The sequence below is a fragment of the Micromonospora qiuiae genome (genome assembly GCF_016863555.1).
Classification (GTDB): domain Bacteria; phylum Actinomycetota; class Actinomycetes; order Mycobacteriales; family Micromonosporaceae; genus Micromonospora; species Micromonospora qiuiae.
The window spans coordinates 1-20,916 of record NZ_BOPC01000056.1 but is presented as its reverse complement, the minus strand read 5'-3'; the positions used below and the strand labels follow the sequence as shown (position 1 = coordinate 20,916).

17 protein-coding genes are annotated in these 20,916 nt (G+C 68.2%); 14 read left to right on the top strand and 3 right to left on the bottom strand.

Annotated features, from left to right (window positions below; translation table 11 throughout):
• The first annotated feature begins 211 nt into the window (after positions 1–211).
• Both Vqi01_RS20100 and Vqi01_RS20095 read left to right on the top strand, forming a co-directional pair.
• Complete coding sequence (locus tag Vqi01_RS20100; RefSeq protein WP_204036365.1) at positions 212–874, top strand: hypothetical protein; 663 nt, start codon at positions 212–214, stop codon at positions 872–874.
• 22 nt (positions 875–896) lie between these two features.
• On the top strand, positions 897–6,233 hold the full coding sequence (locus Vqi01_RS20095; protein WP_204036364.1) for an ATP-binding protein: 5,337 nt from the start codon (positions 897–899) through the stop codon (positions 6,231–6,233).
• Positions 6,234–6,445: 212 nt separating this feature from the next.
• On the opposite strand, the gene Vqi01_RS20090 is transcribed toward Vqi01_RS20095, so the two are convergent.
• Complete coding sequence (locus Vqi01_RS20090; RefSeq protein WP_204036363.1) at positions 6,446–7,834, bottom strand: hypothetical protein; 1,389 nt, start codon at positions 7,832–7,834, stop codon at positions 6,446–6,448.
• Positions 7,835–8,093: 259 nt separating this feature from the next.
• Between Vqi01_RS20090 and Vqi01_RS20085 the strand changes: the two genes are divergently transcribed.
• From Vqi01_RS20085 to Vqi01_RS20070, 4 genes are all read left to right on the top strand, one after another.
• Positions 8,094–9,395 (top strand): hypothetical protein, encoded by a 1,302-nt coding sequence (locus tag Vqi01_RS20085; RefSeq protein ID WP_204036362.1) that lies wholly within the window; start codon positions 8,094–8,096, stop codon positions 9,393–9,395.
• Between the two features lie 335 nt (positions 9,396–9,730).
• Entirely contained in the window at positions 9,731–10,312 is a 582-nt protein-coding gene (locus tag Vqi01_RS20080) for an RNA polymerase sigma factor (RefSeq protein WP_204036361.1), read from the top strand.
• Positions 10,313–10,446: 134 nt separating this feature from the next.
• The gene (locus Vqi01_RS20075) at positions 10,447–11,157 is read left to right on the top strand and encodes a hypothetical protein (protein WP_239098528.1); all 711 of its coding nucleotides are present in this window, start codon (positions 10,447–10,449) and stop codon (positions 11,155–11,157) included.
• 144 nt (positions 11,158–11,301) lie between these two features.
• Positions 11,302–11,541 carry a hypothetical protein gene (locus Vqi01_RS20070; protein WP_204036359.1) on the top strand — a complete coding sequence of 80 codons (240 nt, stop codon included), beginning with the start codon at positions 11,302–11,304 and terminating at the stop codon, positions 11,539–11,541.
• Positions 11,542–12,111: 570 nt separating this feature from the next.
• Here the strand turns inward: Vqi01_RS20070 and Vqi01_RS20065 are convergent.
• On the bottom strand, positions 12,112–13,062 hold the full coding sequence (locus Vqi01_RS20065) for an FAD-dependent oxidoreductase (protein ID WP_204036358.1): 951 nt from the start codon (positions 13,060–13,062) through the stop codon (positions 12,112–12,114).
• 16 nt (positions 13,063–13,078) lie between these two features.
• Positions 13,079–14,500, bottom strand: coding sequence for an NsdA family TPR-like regulatory protein (locus tag Vqi01_RS20060; protein ID WP_204036357.1), 1,422 nt, complete (start codon positions 14,498–14,500; stop codon positions 13,079–13,081).
• A gap of 199 nt (positions 14,501–14,699) precedes the next feature.
• Here Vqi01_RS20060 and Vqi01_RS20055 point away from each other — a divergent pair, with 199 nt between their 5' ends.
• The 8 genes from Vqi01_RS20055 to Vqi01_RS20025 form a co-directional block, all read left to right on the top strand.
• Positions 14,700–15,608 carry a radical SAM protein gene (locus tag Vqi01_RS20055; RefSeq protein ID WP_239098527.1) on the top strand — a complete coding sequence of 303 codons (909 nt, stop codon included), beginning with the start codon at positions 14,700–14,702 and terminating at the stop codon, positions 15,606–15,608.
• 19 nt (positions 15,609–15,627) lie between these two features.
• A complete protein-coding gene (locus Vqi01_RS20050; RefSeq protein WP_204036356.1) occupies positions 15,628–16,878 on the top strand; it encodes a methionine adenosyltransferase in 1,251 nt (416 codons plus the stop codon).
• Positions 16,875–17,528: a class I SAM-dependent methyltransferase gene (locus Vqi01_RS20045; RefSeq protein WP_204036355.1), complete on the top strand. Its 654-nt coding sequence runs from the start codon at positions 16,875–16,877 to the stop codon at positions 17,526–17,528. The genes Vqi01_RS20050 and Vqi01_RS20045 overlap by 4 nt, the downstream gene beginning before the upstream one ends.
• Positions 17,525–18,280 (top strand): phytanoyl-CoA dioxygenase family protein, encoded by a 756-nt coding sequence (locus Vqi01_RS20040; protein WP_204036354.1) that lies wholly within the window; start codon positions 17,525–17,527, stop codon positions 18,278–18,280. Before Vqi01_RS20045 ends, Vqi01_RS20040 begins: the two co-directional genes overlap by 4 nt.
• Entirely contained in the window at positions 18,277–19,101 is an 825-nt protein-coding gene (locus Vqi01_RS20035; RefSeq protein WP_239098526.1) for an NAD-dependent epimerase/dehydratase family protein, read from the top strand. The genes Vqi01_RS20040 and Vqi01_RS20035 overlap by 4 nt, the downstream gene beginning before the upstream one ends.
• Entirely contained in the window at positions 19,098–19,262 is a 165-nt protein-coding gene (locus tag Vqi01_RS30850; protein ID WP_239098525.1) for a hypothetical protein, read from the top strand. The genes Vqi01_RS20035 and Vqi01_RS30850 overlap by 4 nt, the downstream gene beginning before the upstream one ends.
• Before the next feature lie 5 nt (positions 19,263–19,267).
• Positions 19,268–19,891, top strand: coding sequence for an FkbM family methyltransferase (locus Vqi01_RS20030; protein WP_204036392.1), 624 nt, complete (start codon positions 19,268–19,270; stop codon positions 19,889–19,891).
• A gap of 14 nt (positions 19,892–19,905) precedes the next feature.
• Positions 19,906–20,916: hypothetical protein (locus Vqi01_RS20025; RefSeq protein WP_204036353.1), on the top strand; the 1,011-nt coding region annotated here is incomplete at its 3' end.

Sequence of the window (20,916 nt, the reverse complement as noted above, 5' to 3'; positions counted from 1 at the left end):
TCACAGCTAAGTTTGACCCGGTCCGCCCCGCGCAAGGGGCGGCTCCAGTAGACACCCCGCCCCTGACACTTTCGGGGGCCACACGCCCGCGGCTCCCGGGTTAGGGACCGCCCTCGACGGCACCGGGAAACCTCAAGCCGTTCGACGGCTGGCTCCATGTCGGACCCTGTTGGTTCACTTGGTCGCGAGTGACTGACGAAAGAGGCGTGGAGTGACCAATCAGCCGGACGAACCGTGGCGGCAGCACCCGAGCCTGTTGCGGGTGGCCGCGTGGATCCCTGACGTCGACGAGAATCTGCAGCGCTGGGAGGAGCTCGAGCAGATTGTGGTGCAGTGGATCGAGGATCAGGCTGCCGCCGACGGGGTGACTCCGGTGGTGTTCTACAACGCCGCGAAGGCGCACGGGGGCCCTGGCCCAGTCCACCGACTGGCAAACCGCTACCGGTTCAGCTACCCGCTCGACCGAAACCGGCCACGTGGCGCTGTGGTGGCGTTCCACCCGGACGCCCGGTCGCTGCGCCAAGCGGCTGACTTGGCGCGCGGATCGGCGCTGGTGGTCCTGGAAAGTGCCATGACCCCGCTGGCCGGCTGGGCTGCCGGGACCCAGGCAGAGGACCTGTCTGGGGTGTATCCCCAGGTGCCGGCGCTGGACCCCGACGCGCAGAAGGCCCTCGACCGGGCCGTGTTCTTCGGCGGGCACAACAACTGGACCGGAAGTCACGAGCGTGAGCACGCCCGCAAGGTATTGGACGCCGTGGTGCGCGGCGGGCTGCTCGACGTCGACACTGCCGTGGGATATGCCCTGGCGCACGCCGGGGTCTCGGAGGTGGGCGCGAAGAACCTCCGCAGCAGCCTGGAACGCAAGAGGCGGTAGTTCCACTCCGGGGAGACAGCCAATGGAAGGTACCGAGCCGGCTTCACGCGCCGAGGCCGACGCGCAGCTGCGTGACGGAGCCGAGCGCCTCGTCCAGGCCCATTTGATGACCCGGGAGGATCAGGACTTCGCGCGCAGCCAGAAGAGCATGATCGGCCAGACGATGCGGGAGTACGGCGGCCGCTTCCTGTTCGAGCTGATTCAAAACGGGTACGACGCGCAGCCGCCGGACGCCGGCAGCGGGCGCATCGCAGTGGTGCTGGCACGCGACGAGGGCACACACGGCACTCTCTATGTCGCCAACACTGGGCGCGGGTTCACCGCCAGCAACGCCCGGCGGATCCGCTCACTCGGGCTGAGCGACAAGCCGATTGGCGAGGGCATCGGCAACAAGGGCGTCGGCTTCAAGAGCGTGCTCCAGATATGCGCGACTCCGGAGGTCTACAGCGCGCTGGACAACGGAGAGCCGGGGTTCTGCTTCCGGTTTGCTACCGAGGACGACGTGCCAGGGCTGGTCGGCGGAGATCCAGTGCTCACTCGGCAGATCATCGACGAGGTTTCGCTCTACAGCATCACGTTGCCGGCCGACGGAACGCCCGCTCGGGTGGCCACGCTCTGGGCCGACGGCTATGCCACCGTGGTGCGGCTGCCGCTCGACGAGGGCGCCGTCGATGCGGTGGCCGAGCGCCTCGACGAGCTCGAAGCGTCAGAGGTGCCGCTCATGCTGTTCCTGAAGCGGCTGGAAAGTGTCACTGTCCGGAGAGAGGGCGGTTCCGCCAGCGAAGAGCGAGTGCTGACCCGGGTACGCAGCAGCGCGCCGGTGGTGGCCGGTGACTTCACCTGCGACCTTGTGACGTTGGACGAGAACGGCACATATCTGGTGCTGTCTCGGCCGGTCGAGCCGGCCGCCTACCGGCGAGCGGTGCAGGACGCAATCGACCGGCGCCAACTCGACCCCAGGTATGCCGAGTCGACGGCGACGATCGAAGTCTCGGTCGCGGTGCCATACGCGGCCGCGGACGCGCACGTCGGCCGGTGTTACACCTTCCTGCCGATGGGCCGCAAGGCGCCGTCGCCGTTCGCGGGGCACCTCAACGCGCCGTTCTTCACCGACCTGTCCCGCACGGACATCGACGAGACGAACCCGCTGAACCGGCTGCTGCTCACCTCGGCGGCGCAACTCTGCCTCGACGCGGCAGAGGCTCTCACCGGCTGGCCGGACAACGCGGTCCCCACCGCTGTACTCGATCTTCTGTGTTGGGACGACGAACGTCTGGGGCTCCTCACCTCTCGCGCCGAGGAGCAGGGCCGACCGCTGGACGAGCGTCCACTGCTGCCCGCACAGGCGCCCGGCCGCTGGCTCACACCAGCCGCGGCATGGCGCTGGCCCGTACCCGACACAGGCATGCTGACCGCAGCGTTCGCGACAGCAGCCAGCGGCGCCGAGTTCCTGCGGGAATTGCCGACGCGCCGGCAGGCGCGGCTGAGGAGCCTGCTGTCGCGGCTCGGACTTGACGTGACGCCAGAGCCGGAGCGCCTGGCCGGCTGGGTCGAGCAGATGATGGCGGTGATGCAGCGCGACCGCCGCCCGATCAGCGACTGGGACCAGGCCTACGCGGACATCGCGCGCCTCTTCGAAAAGACGCCCGAGGCGTTGCGGGCGCGGCGCATTCTGCTGACCGACTCGAACGAGCTCGCGCCGTGCGCCGGCCGGCGGACCGGCGAGACATCCGCGAGCCGGGAGGCCGCGCCGTTCTTCCCGCCGACGACCCAGCGGATCGCCGACGAGGACGACATCGACTCCGGCGCCGACCTGTCGCTGCCGGCAAGCCTGTCCAACCGGCTGTTCTACCTGCACGGCGATCTGACCTGGCACGTCAACCGGCAACAGACCCCGGCGCGTAAGTTCCTGCAGGAGAACCGGCTCGTGCGCGGCTTCGAGACGCGGGGCATCCTCGAACACATCCGTGCCGTGCTCGCGGACAGCCGCGCGCAGCGGGTCGCCCGGGACGCGCTGACGTTCGTCTTCAACCTGAGCCGCAGCGGTGCCCGCATCAAAACCGACCTAGCCACCCTGGGCCTGCGACTGCCTACCGCGAGCGGCACTTGGATGGCCGCCGGCGACTGCCTGTTCTCGTCCGACTGGCCGGGTACCACCAGCAAGGAACTGTCCGCGATCGCGGCCACTCCAGAGGACCGGTCGGCCGAGCTGTACTCGCTCGCGGGCCGGTTGCTGGCACCCCCGGCGCAGGTTATGCCAGCCGGCGACCGCGTCACCGACTGGGTGGTTTTCCTGCGGCGCATCGGCGTACGCGAGGTGCTTCCGCTCTCATCGGTACGCGACAGCCGCGAGATCAACGGCCGCGAGCTGACCCGTGATCGGCTCACGGCCGTACGCGGGCTGCCCGATCCGGTCCGCGAGCAGTGGGCGAACGTCCTGCCGACCACATCGCTCACGTGGTCACCAAAAACCCCCTATGTGGCTAAAAGCCCGCTCTGGTGGATGCCGGGACAGGCCGACTGGGAACGGCTGACCGACCGAGTGCGCCAGCACCTGGCACGGCAAATCCTGCGCGGACTCAAGGGCGCCTGGGCGGCTGACGCCTTGACGACCGTCTGGGAACGCGACCGGCCCGGCGACAAGGACCCGCAACAGCGATGCACGCCGCTCGGTGCGTTTCTAAGTACGGTGGCCTGGTTGCCGACGCAACGGCCCGGCCAGAGCGGCGGGGCTTTCGCGAGGCCGGCCGACTGCTGGACGTTCCCGGTTCGCAGTGACGACCTGCCGCCGCGGTTCGCGATGCTGCTCACCAAGCCGATGCGGGACCTGCTCGACGACGACACGATGGCTCTGCGGCGGCTGACCGAGCTGGGTTTGGGCGTGTGGGGCCGGGACGGCGATGCCCCGCGCCTGGTGCGTCACCTGGGCGCGCTCTTTCACACCGGCGCGGTTACCGAGATGCATGCGGCACAGTTCCACAACACGTACCGGGCGGCGTGGGCGGCCTGCGCCGGCCGTGGCACCGAGGCTGAGCCGTTCCCGCCGGACACCCAGGGCTACCTCGTTGTCAACATCGGCGGCTCGTCAACAGCCCTGCCGATCGAGCCGGACGGTGGCGACCAGGAACCGCCCGACGTAGTAGTCGCATCGCGGGACGACGATCAGAGCCTGCTCAGGCTGATGGCCGACTTCGGGTGGCGGGTCCTCGAGGTGGACGCGCATCCCGAGACGGTGACCGCCATCTTGCGCCGTCGCCTCGGCGACCGAGTTTCACGCGCCAACGGCGTCACGCCGATCGTGCTGCTGGACGGCGACGAGTTCGGCCTGCCGGCCGCCACCGGCGCCCGTCCGATCGTCGGCATCCTGCCGTGGCTGACGCTGTTCGTGGCGACGCTGCTCGAACACCAGCGCAGCCAGTTCAGCCGCCTCGGCCAGCGGGCGTTCGACGACACGCTCGACGCCTTGCGGCGGGTGCGGGTCACCTTCGCTCACACGGTTGAGGTGCGTCTCGGCGAGGAGACAAGGCGGCTCCCGGACCGACTGCACGGCGTGCTGCCGGTCCCGCACCCCGAGCACCCGACCCTGATCGTCGAGGGTGCGGAGTCGGAGCTGGACTGGAACAATCTTGAGGCGATGGCGGAGCCGCTGTCATACCTCATCGGCCGGCGCGACTACGCCCGCACCTTCCGATGGGCCGCAGAGCGGACGCGGCGGGTCGGCGTCCCCGTCGCCCAACTCGCCGACGACGACGTGGCCGAGATTTGCGACGTCACGGCCGAGGACGTCCGGACGATGTCGCGGCGAATCCAGTCTTCCCTGCGACCTGTACTACAGCGGCTCTATCCAGTCGTCGCGCATTACCTGGGCGCCGAGGCGGCCGCGCCGTTCGACCCCGACTCGCCGTCGGTGGAAAGCGAGCAGGAGGCCCGAGACCGGCTTACTGAGCTGGCCGACCGACTCGACCACGGGCCGGACAAGCTGTTCGGTGCCGCGCTTGACGCGCCGACGCTCGCGGTGCTCCATCAACAGCTCAAGATCCCGGTACGCGAACTCAACGACACCCTGTCCAGCATGGGTGGGCGCTATCCGCCAATTGACCACAGCGCGCAACACGCCGAGGACTTCGCCGACCACCTACGCCACCATCGCGACTCGCTGCTCGACCGGCTGCGCTGGCATAGGTGGGACCGCTTCGCCGCCGGCGACCCCCAGCCAGACTGGCCGCAACTCCGGCGGGTTGAGTCGCTCACGCCGGACCCGGAGTGGGGCACCACCGTCGACGTGCTTTCGACCGATCTCATGGCGACGCGCGTCGAGGAGGAACTCACGGCGCGGCTGGGCGCACAGGCACCGACCAGCGGCCCGCCCCTGTCGCGGCGAAGCAACTGCGCCAAGGCCAACGCCGAGCTGGTCGATACCGCCGCCAGCCGCTTAGCCAAACTCGTGCGCGCCTGGCTCGAACGGCACCGCCGCCCGGTCCCCGCTCCGTGGACGGACGAGGCGTTGGTAGGCCCGGCGGTGCGCGCAACACTCGACTCGGCCGGCGCGCTCGACTTCGGCATGCTAACGCTTCCGGACGTGCTCCGCTGGCTGCAAACGCTCGGCGTCTGGCCGGCGGACATGCCCGCGACCGACGACGTTGACGCGCTTGGTCTCACCCCCGACGACCTCGACCGCCAAAAAGCCGAGGAGCGGCAGCAACGCGCCGAACGGGAACGGCAGCGGCGGATCGTAAACATCGACGACAAGCCATTCGACCTAAACGACGGCTTCACCTCGCTACGCGCGGCTCTCGACAATTCGCTGGACGGAACACCCGCGTTCCTGGCCACTCCGCGCAGGTTCACCGGCCTCAAGGAAACCGACGCCCGGTCCGGCCCCGGCAGCCGGCTCGCCGGTGGCGGCTTCGGCGGCGGTGGGTTCGAGTCCGAGCTGTCAAGCCTGCAGAAGTTGGGGGTGGGTTTTGCTGGCGAGTGGTTCGCTTATCGATGGCTGGAGCGGCACTATGGCACCGACTTCAGCCCGGAGTGCTGGGTGTCGGGATACCGTGAGCGGGTCTTCCCCGGCACCGGTGACGACAGCCTGGGCTGGGACTTTGAAGTCCCCGGCCGGCGCCGCACCTGGTACTACGAGGTCAAGACCACCCTCGCCGAGGGCGGTCGAATCGAGTTGGGCGAGACTCAGGTTATCGCGGCGCAGGAGAACGCCCGAAACCGGCAGTGGCGGCTGATAGTGATCACCAACGTCATGAAGGAGAACCGCCAAATCCGTATGCTGCCAAACCCGTTCGACCCGGCGAGCCGCGGCCGGTATCGCTTCGTCGGACAGGGTCTACGTCTGGAGTACCGTTGGTCGTGACCGTCGGCATCTCTGCAGCCGCCTGATCATGGCCGGCGCAGCGGCACGCTGGCCCGGCCGACGCCAACGTCAGCCAGCTACTGTAGCCAAGCTGGCCTAGCTGAGCCGGCCTGGAACGGTGCCGATCGTGGTGGCCGTGGCCCGAAGCATGGGACAACTGGAATCCGGCTTCATGGGCCAGGGACGCGGCGACGTGCCGCAGGCCGTGCGACCTATCGCGGCCCGCCGGAGGTGGCAAGTTCTTCGGCCAGCGTCTCGAGTAATTCGAGATTCGGTCTGGCCTGGTCCACGGTCTGCAGGCTCCGGATCCCGGCCTCCTCCAACTGCCGCAGTCGTTGGTCCAGCTTTTTCTGCGCGCGGGCCTGACTTACCGCGTTGACCGCGGCGGTTCCAACCGTGAACACCGCGCCGCCGACAGCGGCGGCTTCCGCCACCGGGATCGGGAATGAGACACCGGGGATGCGGAAGGTTTTGCTTCTCGCGACCTGGCGTGCCGTCGTGTAGGCAGAAGCGGTCACGGCTGCGCCAGCCTTCTGCGTCCGTCCGAGCGCATGTTTTAGGGCTGGCCGGAACAGGGCACGGATGCTCGCGTCCAGTCGGCCGAGCCGGCCACATACGTCTTCGATCTGAGTGCGAAGTTGGTCCTGAGCCTTCGTGGTGCTGGCGCTCCAGGTCCTGGCGACGTCGGCCTTCCCGGAGTGGTAGTAGAACGCGACCTGCGCGAGCTCGAACTGCACGCTGTCGAGATGAATTTTCCCGAGCAGGTCGAGGTACAATATTACCTTTTGCGCGGTGTCGATGTGCATGTTCTTCTGCGCCTCACCTGGAGACCCATAATCGGCGTCTTCCAAGGTGGTGACCGCATCTTGAAGGTGGCGTAGGCATTTGTTTCTTGTGTCGCCCAGGCTGTTGCGGATGACTGGGAACTCGCTCGGGTCGACGCCGTCGGTGCCATGTTCGCGAAGCCGCAGCACCAGACCGTCGACCTGTTCGGCGATATTCGCGGCAGCACCGATCTGGTCGTTTTGCAAGTGCTGGTAGAGCGAATCCATACGTCGCCGGATGACGCGGATGTCGCGGGCCATCTGGGCTGTTTGTGCCTGGGCCGCAACCGCACTCAGGATGGCAGCCCCGCCGACGAGGGAGGCGACACCGGTGCCGGGACGAATCCGCATCACCCGCGAGAACTTTCCTTCGTCGTTGCGGAGAGTGGCCTGGATCCAGCCGTCTTCCTCGACGATCTTCCGGGCGGTCGGCAACATCGACCGGGAGACCTCGTCAAGTTCGACCAGTGAGCCGGCCCAGCGCTGCGACTCAACGAACGCGCGGGTCACCGGGTCCAGCGTCCGTAGCACGGACGCCCATTCACCGGCAGCGAGATTGGCGACTCGGCGTCCCCACCGCGGCTCCTCCGTTTCGGCATCGGGGCCGATCACTACTGCTCGACCGCCGGGTATGTGGATAATTATCTCTTCAGGCTCGTCCGGCACCGACACGGCGCGTCCCCCTTCAGCGGGCTCGATGTCGGGCCGATGGTACGAAAACCCCACCATCAGCTTCGGGACACGTAGTGCGGCCCGCGCGGCAGGTGGCTCCGCCAACGGCCAACTCTCTGGCTCTCGCGCGTGTTGGCGCCGGGACGTGATCCGACCGCCGTGCGATCCCGCCCGGCCCGAGCGCTAGCTAGGTTATTAGGGCCGCAGTAAAGATGAGAGGCGGCAGTGAGGTTGTAGTGAGTTTGGCTCGCCCCTGACCATGCTGCACTGACCAGTTCGCTGGCACCTGGTCAACCTGAATGTGACCTGGGCTCCCGGCGCCGGGGCGACGGAAATCGGTGGCGGCGTTGAGGATGCTTGACTTGTGAACGATGGATGGCGTGACGTCGAGGCAGGCCGCCGTGAGCTCGACTGGTCCATCGCGGTCGGTGATCCGGCAGAGGCTGCTTACCTGACACCACTGGGTCGTCAGACGGCGTCTCGCATGATCAATGATCTCGAAGCGTTTTTCGGGCAGGGTTGGCTGCACAAGGCCGTGCGTCCCGCCAACGGTGTAGCGGGCCCGACCATGGGGCCATACTTCGCCTCGCTGGCGGGCATCGGCGCCTTCGGGACCGTGGTGGGGTTGTGGGCGCGTCTGCAGTACCTGGTTGATGCCGCGACGCCGGGCGTCGGCCATCTACGCCGAAACCTCCGAGCGAACCCTGTCGCCGACGAATTTCGCCATCACCTTGCCTTGGCGAGGCTCGCGGTGCAGGCGAAGGTAGCCGGCGCCAGGGTAGTGCTGGAGCCCAGCAAGCCCGAGGGCGGCCCGGGAGACCTGCGGGCGGTCCGCGCCGGCAGCGACGTATTCCTTGAGTTGCGGACGCTCGGACCGGACAAGAAGTTCCTGGAGTACAACCAGCAGGTGGACCAGGCGCAAGCGTTTCTCCGGCAACTTGAGCATCGGCACGGGGTGCACTGGGACGGCGAACTGCCCCACGAGCCAACTGATCAGTGGCGGGAAGCTTTGGGCTCCGCCGCGCAGAAGTCCGCGGCGGACAGGGCGACCGTCGAGGTTGCGCTGGAAGATGCGACGCTCACCGTGCGACCCGGCCCGGCACCGGCCGGGACGGTGGTCTCCGGCCCGGTATGGGCGGCGGATCAAGGCCCTCGTCTGTTGCGTGCGCTTGTGGCGAAAGCCGTCAAGACGGAGTCAGCTGGAGCAGCCTGGCTGTGGTTGGAGGACGCTGGCGCCCTGTGGCCGCTCTCTACGTTTACCCAGGACTCTCTGCCGCGTAAAGAGGAGGCACTTCGCCAGGCCCTGGACCCGTTGTTCGACGCCCATCCGCATGTCCTGGGTGTGGTCCTCACCTCCGGCCAACAGCGAGTCGGTACTCCCGGTGACGACATCGATCATGTCGGCCACCGTGGCGTAGCTTTTCGGCGGACGCTGCCAGGTGGGCTGATGCGCGAGAGCGTCGTCGTTCACCGTCGCCTGGCCGTGCCGGGGCAGTACCGCCTGATGGCTGAAATGTGCGCCGATGAACCGGCATGGCTTGACCGTGCGCTCGACGCCCTCGGCGTGCCCGGCGGCCTCACGGCCCTAACCATCCGGCCTGCTGCGCCCATCCAGCGATTGTCACCCGGAGCGCCGCGGCCATCGGGCCTCTATCTGCCTTCGTAGGCCAGAGTGCGCCCATCGCCGGTCCCTAACCGGAGGAATCCTCGCTGGGCGACGAAGGGGGTCGACAGAGGTGGTTACGAGTGAGCGCGATAGCCGTAGTTGATCGCCGGGTGATCTGTGGGTGATCGGATGCTCCCGACCGTTGCAGCACAACGGCGGCTAAATCAGCACGACCGCGGTCCGCCACGTTATCGCGGTGACCGCGTAGTCGTGCGCCGCAAGCGGGGACTATCCGAGACATGGGGCTACCCTCCCCAGAGTTCCGCCTCAGCGCCGACAGGAATCCTGATCACGATGCGCCGCAACAGGAAGGGCGCCGGCGGCCATAGTGTGGTGTGACGCATCAGGTACGGCCGTCGGACGAGGAGCTGTGGCCCTCGATCATCGCTGGTGACGAGACGGCCTTTGGTTGGCTCTTCGACAGGTACTCCCGCACGGTCTACAACCATGCGTTCCGGCTGACCGGGTCGTGGTCGACGGCAGAGGACGTAACGCAGGCGACGTTCCTGGTCGCGTGGCGCCGCCGGGACGATGTTCGCCTAGTGGACGGTTCGGCGTTGCCGTGGTTGCTCGTGGTGACGACCAACTCGGTGCGTTCGGAATGGCGGTCGGCCCGACGGTGGCTGGCGTTGCTGCGACGATTGCCATCGGAGCGGCATGCGGATGGTGATCTTGCCGATGAGGTGGCCGCGCGGCTGGACGACGAGCGGCGGATGGCCGAAATCCTGGCAATGATGCGCCGGCTTTCGCCAGCCGAGCGGGCGGCGGTGGCGTTGTGCCTGTGGTCGGGCGTTTCGTACTCGGATGCGGCGGCTGTTCTTGGAATCAGCGAGGTGGCGGTGCGATCCCGGGTCAGTCGTGCCCGCAGCCGCCTGGCCCGCCTGATGCCTAACGAGATCCAGGAGGGGAAGCGGTGAACGAGATCCTTGACCCGCCCATGGAGCGGGACCTGCCGCCAATGGCGGCGCGGAAGATGCGAGCCCATCTCCTACAGGCGGCGGGCCGTCGCCCAGCTCGTACATTGCGGCTGAGGGCCGCCGTGGTTGGAGCCGTGCTGCTGGTCGTGACGTCCGGCGTGGCGAGTGTGTGGGACGGGCCGGACGGCCAGACCGTCCAGGTACTGGCGATGGGGTCTGGCGAGTTGTCGCCGACGCTGCGCGACGCGGCCGAGCAATGCCTCAGGTGGTGGAACGTCCGTAAGGAGAAGACTGGGTTGCCTGGGGGTGTGCGAGGGGTCTCGCTGTCCCTGGCCGACCTATCAGTGGCGACAGAGCGCGGTGGCCACGCATTGGTGTTGTTTATGAACGACGTCGGCTACTCGACGTGTGACCTGCAGTCCGCCGGATCGAACCAGGTGCCGTACATCGGAGGCACAACCGATCCCTGGCCGCACGGCGAATGGCTGCCCGGCCCCGTGCAAAGACTCCTGCTGACGTCCACCGAGCATCACGGCGGGGACGTCAGCGTCAGTGGGCGGGTCAGCGGGCGCGTTGACCGGCTGGTGCTTGACCACGGAGACGGCCGTACCACCGTCGCGCGCCTCTCCGGCGGGGCGTTCGGCCTGATGACGACCGGTGCGCGGCTCAAGGCCGACGATGACCCGCAGTTGGTCAGCTACGACGGCCAGGGAGTGGAGATCGACAGGCGCCCGCTATTTCAAGCCGAGGACCAACTCGATCGCTGCTACACCACACCGTCCGGGAGGCTGATCTACGGCAAGCCCGCCACCAACTGCCTACCCGCAGAAGCGTGGAAGCGGTAGGTGTCCGCCACCATCCACGGGCCATGGGGTGGTGTCACGAGAGGCCAAACGAGGCGACCGCCGGCCAAGCCGACAAGGGGAAACGCCGAGTTCTGACCCGATCTTGTCCAATTCCCAAGCTGCGAGTGGCCTACGCTGCCCGACATGAAGGAGCGCGAGGTAGTCGTCCGGCTGAGCCATGACGAGGCGCTGGTTCTGTTCGAGTGGCTGAGCCGCACCGATGAGCGCACCAGTGACTTCGCAGACGTCATCGAGGACCAGGCCGAACAGCGGGCGCTCTGGAACCTCACCGCTCTCCTCGAACGCGAACTTTTCGACCCGGTGCAAGCGGAGTACCGGACGCTGGTCGACGAAGCGCGAAACCGTCTACGCGACGAACAGTGAGGCACGGCCGTCCCGCCATGGCAGCAACGATTGACAGCAACAGCGCCGGACGGGTCGAAACCACGGAGGACCGGCGAGCGGGTAGAACCAGAGCTACCAGCCGACGCCGCACCGCACTGGACAGCCTCTCCGAGGCTACGGATCAGAAGGTTTCGAGTAAGGGGCTCCCTCGGATGGGAGGGCAACGAGACGCTGTCCACCGCGGTCCCTCCTCTCACCGTTGGACCATGACGAACGCGCCTGGCTGATCTTCAGCAGGCGACCACAGCAACGCCCGGTGCAACCGGCACACGCAGGCAGAAAAAGGGAAAGCCGCAGGTCATCGGCCTGCGGACACAAGCGGATCCTCGGGTTAGGAAAAACTCTACAAGATCCGGGGCGGTTCACTGTTCCCTGAGTTACGGGGTGTGAGGCACCCGTTCTCGCAGCCCGCGAGTTGGCCCCGGTGGGTCGCAGGGCAGCCTCGATCACCTACGTTGTTCCGGCCAGTGGATCCGGCAATGCGTCCTCTGATCGTGTCGCGGGGCTTGACGGCGTAGGTCACAGAAACCGTAGCGGCAAACTCTCCCGTCAGAGTCTGGCCACGACCTCGGCGGCGCAGCCCCAGGAGAGCGTGATGCCGGCGCCGCCGTGGCCATAGTTGTGGATCAGCGTGACGCTTTCGAGCCGCTGCCCTTCGACTCGGACGCACAGCCGCGTGGGGCGTAACCCCACGCGGTGCCCAAGCACCCGTGCGCCAAGAAGCCGTGGTTCGACGTCGCTGCAGCGGGTGATGATCGCTGCAGCAGTGTCCTGATCAGGCTCCCGACTCCAGTCGCCAGGCTGGGCGGCGCCACCGAGGATGACGGTCTCGCCTTGCGGATAGAAGTGCACCAGGTCAGGAGACAGCCCGGTGTCTTCGGAGAAGAACTCGGTGATGCCGGGGTTCTCGACGACGACGAGTTGCCCACGGATCGGGGTCAGCTCGGGATCCGGTACGAGGTCCCGCGCACCGATGCCGGCACAGTTGACGACAACAGGCGCGACGCCCACAGCCTGGTCGAGCGAGTCGATTCGCCGGATCTCAATTCGGCCGCCGCCCGCAGCCAGCCGTTGTTCGAGGTAGCCGAGGTAGGTAGGCATGTCGACGATTGGCGCGGTGTAGCGCCATCCAGCGGCAAAACCCTCCGGCAGCTCGTCCGCCTCGCACAGCCGGAATCCGTCGAGCTGGCTGCCCCACTCGGGCGGGTTGACCGGCTTGCGGGAGGCTTCGATGCCGGAGACGAGCCGTACCCCGGTCTGCGGGTCGGTGGCGAGTTGCCGCAGGACATCCAGGGTCTGGGCGCTCCAGACGCCTACCCGATCGACGGGTTCGACGAGGTACGGGCCCCACATCGCGCCGGCGGCGTAGGAGGTGGTCTGCTGTGGTGGCTCAGCGGTCCAGATGGTGACGCGTAGGCCGGCTTCGGCGAGGCAGATGGCGGTGGTGAGGCCGGATACGCCAGCGCCGATGACGAGGGCGTCGATGTCGCGGCGGCTCATTTGCTCGACCGTAGTGTCAGGTTGGCTGGCGCGCGAGGGCGTTCTCCAGGTCGGGCAGGAGGTCGGCGACGGCCTGGTGGCGTTTGCGTCGGCGTAGCTCCTGGGCGAGGGTGTTGAGCAGGGCGGTGCTGCGGGGTGAGCGGACCTGTTCGAGGCGGGGTAGGGCCATCCGGGTGACGGCGCAGGCGTCGTCGAGTTTGCCGTGGGCGGTGTAGCCGAGGGCCAGCCACGCACCTTCGTAGAGGGCTCGTCGCTGGTAGGGCACGTCTGGTCGGCGAGCGTAGGCGCCGGTGCGTAGGAGTGCTTCGCCCTTGCGGAGTAGGGCGCGTCCGTCGCTGCCTCGACCGTTGGCGATGGTTTGCCGGCCGGCGAGGATTATTGCGTAGCCGGCCTGGCAGTCGAGGTGGTTCGGGGTGAGGTAGTACATCCATTCGGGGTCGCGGTCGGGTTGCCGGGCGGCGAGCCGGTCGCGGGATTCCGTCCAGGTGCGTTCGCAGTCATTGACGCGGCCGGCGGCGGCGTGGGCGTACGCGAGGCGGGACAGCACGGACGCTTGGACGCTCGCGGCGGATCGGCCGGCGATCCGGCGGGCGGCGATGCCGAGGCGCAGGCCGTCGTCGGCGTCACCGAGGGAGGCGGCCTGGAAGGACAGGTCGGCGAGGATGTGTGCCTCCATCGAGCGGTAGCCAGCGTCGTGGGCGGCGCGCAGGCCGGTGAAGAAGTAGCGCTGGGCCAGGCCGTGCTGGTCGGCGTCGAAGGCTTTCCAGCCAGCGAGTTGGGCGAGGTCGGCAAGGGCGACCAGGAGGCGGCGGGTGGTGGCGTCGGTGTGACCGCCGTCGCGCAGAACCAGGAGGACGGCGCGGACCTGGGCGCCGACGTAGCCGAGGCCGGCGGCTCCTCCTCGTTCGTCGTCGAGGAGTTGGAGGCGTGGCACGCTGGCTTCGATCTGCTCCACGAGTGGGTCGTCGGGGGCTGCGGCCGGTGGCGCGGTGCCGGCGGGTAGCTGGGTGTCCAGGTAGATGTTCACCGCCTGGGCGAGGGCGGCCCCGGATACGGAGAGGAACATCCTCCGGTCCACCAGTCCTCCCAGCAGCCAGTCCTCGGCGACCAGCATGGTGCTCGCGCGGGTCCACGGGCCGTCCATGCCGGTGCTGGCCGTCATCACCAGGGTGCCATCTACCGCGTCGGGTCGCCCGTGCCAAAGGTCCCCGGCGGTCACAATGCGCCCGAGTCTGCGGGAGAGCACGTACGCGGTCAGCGCCGGCAACGGTGGGCGCGGCACTCCGCCGGCGTCGCGCCAGTGGTAGGGCGCGGTCTCGGCGAGGGTGCCGGCACCGAACAGCCGGTTGATCTCCCGGGCGAGAGTACGCGGGGTGAGCCCGGCCTCGGCCATCAGTGTGGCGAGGGCGTGGTTGGTGCGGTCGGGACGCGAAACCATCGGCTCCTCAGCAGGGTCGACCGACAGTATCGCGAACGTATCGAATCGTGTTGGTGCTCTCGGTCAATGAATTGACGGTGTTGACGGTTCTATCCCCTGCCTGGGTCGGGCTGGTCCGGGGTCTGCTGGACGTGGCCCCCGCCGACGTACCGCCATCAATGGCTTTCGGCGGGTGATCCGACCGTCGAGCGGAGGACCGATGCGCACCTCAGCGATGACCCAGGCGAAGCCGCCGTGGGAGTGGGAGTTCGACTGGCACCTGACGAACCGCTGCAACTTCTTCTGCGAGTACTGCCACCCGCAGATCCGGTACGTGCTCAACCGCAAGCATCTCGACGAACCGGCACCCGAGCTGGTGGTACGGCGGTTCGACGAGTTGGGCAAGGTCTGCCTGGTGCACATGTCCGGCGGCGAGCCGTTCATGTACCCCGGCTTCGTCGAACTGTGCGCGGGGCTGACCAACAACCACTTCATCAGCATCAACACCAATCTCGCCTCCGACGACGTGCAGAGCTTCGCCGACAGCGTGCCGGCCGAGCGGGTGGCGAAGATCGTGGCTGCGATCCACCAGCCGGAGCGTGAGCTGCGCGGGCTGGAGCTGGACTCGTACGCCCGTAACTACCTGGTCCTGCGGCGGGCCGGGTTCGACGTGACGGCGCTGTACGTGCTGTACCCGCCGCTGCTGCCCCGGCTGGCCGGCGACCTGACCCGCCTGCGGGAGCTGGGTGTGGATCACGTGCGGGCGAAGGTGTTCAAGGGCGTTCACCAGGGCGTGCGCTATCCGGAGGGCTACACCGAGGAGCAGAAGGCGCTGATCCTAGACAACTCCGGTGAGTACGTGTTCAACCGGCCGTACCTCGACGGCCTGCTCTCCTTCCGCGGCCAGCCGTGTACGGCCGGAGTCACCTCATTCAAGGTGACCGTCACCGGCGATGTTCGCCGGTGCGCCTCCGTGCCGACCGGCTACGGAAACCTCTACGACGGCACCTTCCGGCCCGCCGACCTCAACGAGCCGTGCCCGGCCAAGCGGGTTCTGGTCCTGTCGCAATGCCTGTCCTATCTGGTCGATCCGCCGGTCCAAGCGGACACCGACACCGACGACCTCTGAGCCCGAGGGACCTCTTCACATGCAGATCTCGATTCGTCATGCCTGCGTAGCGCCCGATGACCAGCCGTTCGATGTGGCCGAGCGCAAGGGTGTCGGCCATCCGGACAGCCTGGCCGACCTGGTCGCCGACGCCTTCTCTCAGCGGTACTCGTCGTGGTGCCTGCGGGAGTTCGGGGCGATCCCGAACCACTGGGTCGACAAGGTGAACCTGGTCGGTGCCGCCGCCGACGTTCGCTTCGGTGGCTTCGACATTCGCAAGCCAGCCGACTGCTACCTGTTCGGAAAGATCACCGACCGGGTTGGCGAGGTCCAGGTGCCGGTCGAGGAACTCTTCCGCGAGGTGGTCCTGGATGTCCTGCCGGCCGCGCTCGGCGACGGTCGGATCCTCGAACACCTGCGCCTGCACATCAACAACACCCGAGGTAGCGCGGTCGACCACGACCCGAGGTTCTATCGCCCGGGCACGGCGCGAGACATCCGCGCGGTGCTTGAGGTCGAGTCGGTGGCCAACGACACCGTCGTCTGTGTCGGCACCAGCCGGCGCGGGCTCGCCGCCGACCTCGCGGTCGAACTGGAACGTCGGCTCACCAGCGCCGCGTTCCGGCTGGACGTGCCCGCTGCCGGCACGGACGTGAAGGTCATGGTGGTCCGGGTCGGCTCGACGCTCGAGGTCACCGCAGCGCTACCGCTGCACCCAGAGCGGGTCGGCTCGTGGGCGGCGTACCGGGTCGCTCTCGGTGAGGCGCAGGAGGTCGTCGCAGCCGAGTTGAAGGCGCTGCTCGACCGCGATCCGCGAGCGCGGAACATCACTGCCCTGGCGTTGCACCTCAACACCAAGGACGTGCCGGGACGCGGCTACCTGGCGCCGTTCGGCACTTCGCTGGGCAAGGGTGACTGTGGGGCGGTCGGCCGGGGCAACCGGTACAGCGGGGTCATCGAGCCGCTGCGGCCGGCCAGTGGCGAGGCACCTGCCGGAAAGAACCCGGTGCACCACGGCGGGAAGATCTACACAGCCGTCGCCGCCGAGGCCGCGCGGCGGGTGCTGGCGGAGCTCTCGGTGTACGCCGAGGTCACCATCGTCGCCCGCAACGGCGGCGACCTCGACGCCCCGGCTCACGTCCTGGTCTCCGTGGACCGCGCCCTCGACACCGCCACCACGGCCCGCATCGAGAAGGTGGTCCGTCGGGCGATTGCCACCACCCCGACCTTCGCCAGCCGGTTCCTCGACGTCGATCCACTGGCCCGGTTCCGCGACGGAGACTGGCTGTGAGCCCGCCCGTGCTGTCCGAGGTACACCGGCGGCACATCGCCCACCTGCGCGCCCAGCCCGCCACGGTCGATGCCGAAGGTCTGCGCATCGGGACGCAGTACGTGATGTTCTTCGCCGAGGCGGACCTGATGCGCGAACACGCGCGCCTGCTCATTGAGGGGTGCGACCGGCCACGTGTGCTGGAGGTCGGCCTCGGCCTGGGTGTCTTCGCCACCCAGCTGGGCCGGGTCGGCTCGTACACCGCGATCGAACCGCACCCGGGCGTGGCCCTGATGGCCCGTGACCATGTGCTCGACCACGTCACCGCACCCGTACGGGTACACACCGAACCGTGGCAGTTGGTGCCCCTGCCCGCCGAGGCGTTCGACGCGATCATGTACGACACCTGGCCGCCGGACGGGCACGCCGACGCCGACTTTGCGCAGTTCGTCGCCCAGGTGGCGATCCCCTGCCTGCGACCGGGCGGCCGGTTCAGCTTCTTCCACAGCGGCACCTCGATCAGCCCCGCCCGCCGGCAGGTCCTCGACCGTCACTTCGCCGAGTGGACCGCCCACCCCTACACGATGCCGGCCGAGCAGACCCCATCGCACTGGACCAAACCCACCCGTGACTTCCTCATCCCCATCGCCACGAAAGGCGGTAGCGCATGACCACGCCGATCGCGCCGGTCGTCTCCGCGCAGCAGATCGACCACTTCGCCACCCACGGATACCTCGTCCTACCCGACCTGGTCCCCGCCGCCACCATCCAGAAACTGCGCGTCGAGGCCGACGACCTCCTCGACCAGCGGCTCGCCCAGATGATCGCCACCAGGTCCGCCGACCCGAGGGTGACCTGGTGGCGCCTTCCCGACGGCAAGCCGTACGTCCTCAAGGTCAAGCCAGTGGTCGACCTGTCCCCGACCGCCGCCGCCTTGGCCGACGACTCCCGGCTGTGCGGGGTGGTCACGGACCTGCTCGGCGCTCCGGATCCGACGCTGATGGACAACAAGCTCATGTACAAGCGGACCATCGACATCGCCGCCGGATGGGCGACGTTGCCGGTCCTCGGCGAGGAGGTCCGCAAGCACACAGACGCCGCCTACTACGCCGCCCGCGGCTACCCACGGGTACTCACCGTCGCCGTCTGCCTCGACCCCTGCACCGCGGCCGCCGGCGCACTGCGGATCTGGCCCGGCAGCCACCGGCGAACCATCGAGATGGTCCCGACCCTGAACCAGGGACCCGTCGTACCCGACCAGGACGCCCCCGATGAGGCGGCCGTGACCCTGGTCGCCGCCCCCGGCACCGTACTGATCTGGGACGCCGCACTGGTCCACGCCAGCGGACCCAACACCTCCGGCCACCCCCGCCGCCTCCTCGTGCTCGGCTACAGCCCCACACCCGCCGGCGGGCCACGATGAGCAAGATCCTCATCCTCGGCGGTACCCGGTTCATCGGCCGTCACATCGTCGAGCAGTGCATCACCCGCGACGACGACATCACTCTGCTCTACCGGGGCCGATCCCCCTCACCATTCAGCGGCATCGTCCGACACATCCTGACCGACCGCCGGGCACCCACCCCCGAGGCCGCCGCGATCCTGGCCGAACCATGGGACACGGTCATCGACACCAGCGCCCACGACCTCGACGACCTCCGCCCCGTGCTGCCCCTTCTCACCGACATCCGCCGGTACGTCCTCATCTCCAGCTGCGGCGTATACCGTCGCGACCCCGGCAGCCATGGCCTCACCGAACGTTCGCCCACCATCCCCGCCGACGCCTCCCACCCGGTACGCGCCTCCGCCACCCGCAAACTGCGCTGCGAGCGCTACCTCGAACGACGCCTCGCCCGCCAGGACGTACCGCTGCTCATCGTCCGCCTCGGCCTGGTCATCGGCCGGTACGACGACAGCGAGCGCCTCGCCTACTGGCTCGAACGCGCCCTACGCGGCGGCGACGTCCTCGTCCCCATGTCCGACGACCAGGCCCTGCAACTCATCGACGCCACCGACGTCGCACGGTTCATCCGCACCGCAGTGGACCGGCAGGTGACCGGGATCGTCAACGTCGCTGGCCCCACCACCAACGCCCACACCCTGGTCGACACCATCCTTACCCACGCCGGCCGGGCCGCCACCGCCTGCCATGTCGGCGAAGAGTTCGCCCTCGCCCACGGCATCCGCCCCTGGACCGAGATCCGCTCTGGCTCCCCGCCACCAGCCCTGAACTCGCCCTCATGACGGTCAACACCAGCCGCGCGGCCAACGCTGGCCTGACCCACCGCTCCCTCAGCAACACCATCGCCGAAGCGCTCACCTGGCAGGCGCTACGCCGTCGCTGGTCCCAACGCTGGCTCGACCGCACCCGCGAACAACTCCTGCTGTGGAAGTGGCACGGGTGAACGCCATGCTCCCCTACACCCAACCCCCGCCCTACCACTCCCAATGGGGCGAAGACCGTTGGATCGCCGAGAACCTGCACCTATCCACCCACGGTGTCTTCGTCGACATCGGCGCGGGCGACGGCGTACGAGGCAGCAACACCCTCTACGTCGAAAACCTCGGTTGGCGCGGCCTCTGCGTCGACGCCGACCCCCGCAACCACCAGCGCCTACGCCAACGCTGCTGCGCCGTCGACACCTGCGCCGTCTCCGCCACCCCCGGCCTGTGGCCGTTCGGCATGTACCGCCACAAGCCCTCCTGGTCCGGCCTACACCGCACCGGCACCGACTATCAAGAAATCGTCGTCACCTGCCGAACCCTCGAAGACCTCCTCGACCAGTGGTGCATCAACCACATCGACCTGCTCAGCATCGACGTCGAAGGCACCGAACTCGACGTCTGGAACTCCTTCGACCCCGACAAACACCAACCCAAAATCGTCATCATCGAGTACGACGACAGCCACCCCGACCGACACCGCCGTTCAATTCATGACCGGCTGGGACAGGAGACCTACGAACTCGTCCACGTCACCCCGGCGAACCTCGTCCTGCACCGCACGGATCCCTCCGGGCGGCATCGCCGATGAACGTCGGAGCGCACGTGACCGAACTGCTGCCGCCCGGTGGCCGCGTCATCGTGATCTGCGGCCGAGCCGACGACGCGCAGGCGTGGCAAAAACTGCTCGGCGCACACAGATGCCTCGCCCTCGCGCTGGACGACGCTCCGCCGAAGGTACGCACCCGGCCGATACGCGGTGCCTCTGACCAGCTCGCCTGGCAGCACGACGCCATCGCGGGCCTGGAGGGCTCGGGTTGGCTCGCCGCTCTGGCCGATGCCTTCGACCCGGATCACAGCGCCTCGCTCCTGCTACCCGACCCGCTCGACCCGCCCCGAGCCGGGGACCGGCGGCGCATCGGCGCGCGGCAGCCCCCGTGGCGCATGTTCGAGGACAAGACGACAGTGGACGCGCTCTGGGACTCCGCCGGCATCCCACGCGCACCCTCGATCATCACCAACAATCCCGCCGACATCGGGGTGCTCGGGCATCTGGTCGACCAGGGTGCCGGTGTCGTCTGCTCCTACCAACCCACCGGCACCGGCCCGACAGCGGGCGGAGATGGCATCTGGTGGTGGCGCAGCGGAATCCCACCAGCACGAATGCCCACCGCCAAGGCCGGATCATGGCGCATCCGACTCATGCCCCTGCTCGAAGGCACCCCGGTACGCCTGCACGGCATGGTCCTCGGCAGCACCGTGCTCCCATTTCCGCCCATGGAACTCGTCACGCTACCCCGCCCCGAGCACGGAACCTTTCTCTGCGCCGGTGCCGTACCCACCCTCGGCGACGCTGCCGACCTCGTCGCCCAGACCGCCCGCCTCGGAGCTGGTTTACGGGAGCATCTCGGCTACCGCGGCGGGTTCTCCGTCGACGGCATCCTCACCGCCAACGGGTTCCTCCCCACAGACCTCAACGCGCGGCTGACCTCCGCCATGGAAGCGGCACCGTCCGAGCTTCGCGTCCAACTGCACACGATCAACATGCTTGCGCGCGAGCGCATCGAGCCCGACACCGGTGCCGTTCGGCAATTGGCGGAGAAAGCTTTCACCGCT

What these genes read in the sequence shown, in the direction of transcription:
- Vqi01_RS20035 (WP_239098526.1), top strand. Translation starts at nt 18,277, where the DNA reads ATGAGCAAGATCCTCATCCTCGGCGGTACCCGGTTCATCGGCCGTCAC.
- Vqi01_RS20040 (WP_204036354.1), top strand. Translation starts at nt 17,525, where the DNA reads ATGACCACGCCGATCGCGCCGGTCGTCTCCGCGCAGCAGATCGACCAC.
- Vqi01_RS20095 (WP_204036364.1), top strand. Translation starts at nt 897, where the DNA reads ATGGAAGGTACCGAGCCGGCTTCACGCGCCGAGGCCGACGCGCAGCTG.
- Vqi01_RS20070 (WP_204036359.1), top strand. Translation starts at nt 11,302, where the DNA reads ATGAAGGAGCGCGAGGTAGTCGTCCGGCTGAGCCATGACGAGGCGCTG.
- Vqi01_RS20060 (WP_204036357.1), bottom strand. Translation starts at nt 14,500, where the DNA reads ATGGTTTCGCGTCCCGACCGCACCAACCACGCCCTCGCCACACTGATG.
- Vqi01_RS20050 (WP_204036356.1), top strand. Translation starts at nt 15,628, where the DNA reads ATGCAGATCTCGATTCGTCATGCCTGCGTAGCGCCCGATGACCAGCCG.
- Vqi01_RS20055 (WP_239098527.1), top strand. Translation starts at nt 14,700, where the DNA reads ATGCGCACCTCAGCGATGACCCAGGCGAAGCCGCCGTGGGAGTGGGAG.
- Vqi01_RS20065 (WP_204036358.1), bottom strand. Translation starts at nt 13,062, where the DNA reads ATGAGCCGCCGCGACATCGACGCCCTCGTCATCGGCGCTGGCGTATCC.
- Vqi01_RS20030 (WP_204036392.1), top strand. Translation starts at nt 19,268, where the DNA reads ATGCTCCCCTACACCCAACCCCCGCCCTACCACTCCCAATGGGGCGAA.
- Vqi01_RS30850 (WP_239098525.1), top strand. Translation starts at nt 19,098, where the DNA reads ATGACGGTCAACACCAGCCGCGCGGCCAACGCTGGCCTGACCCACCGC.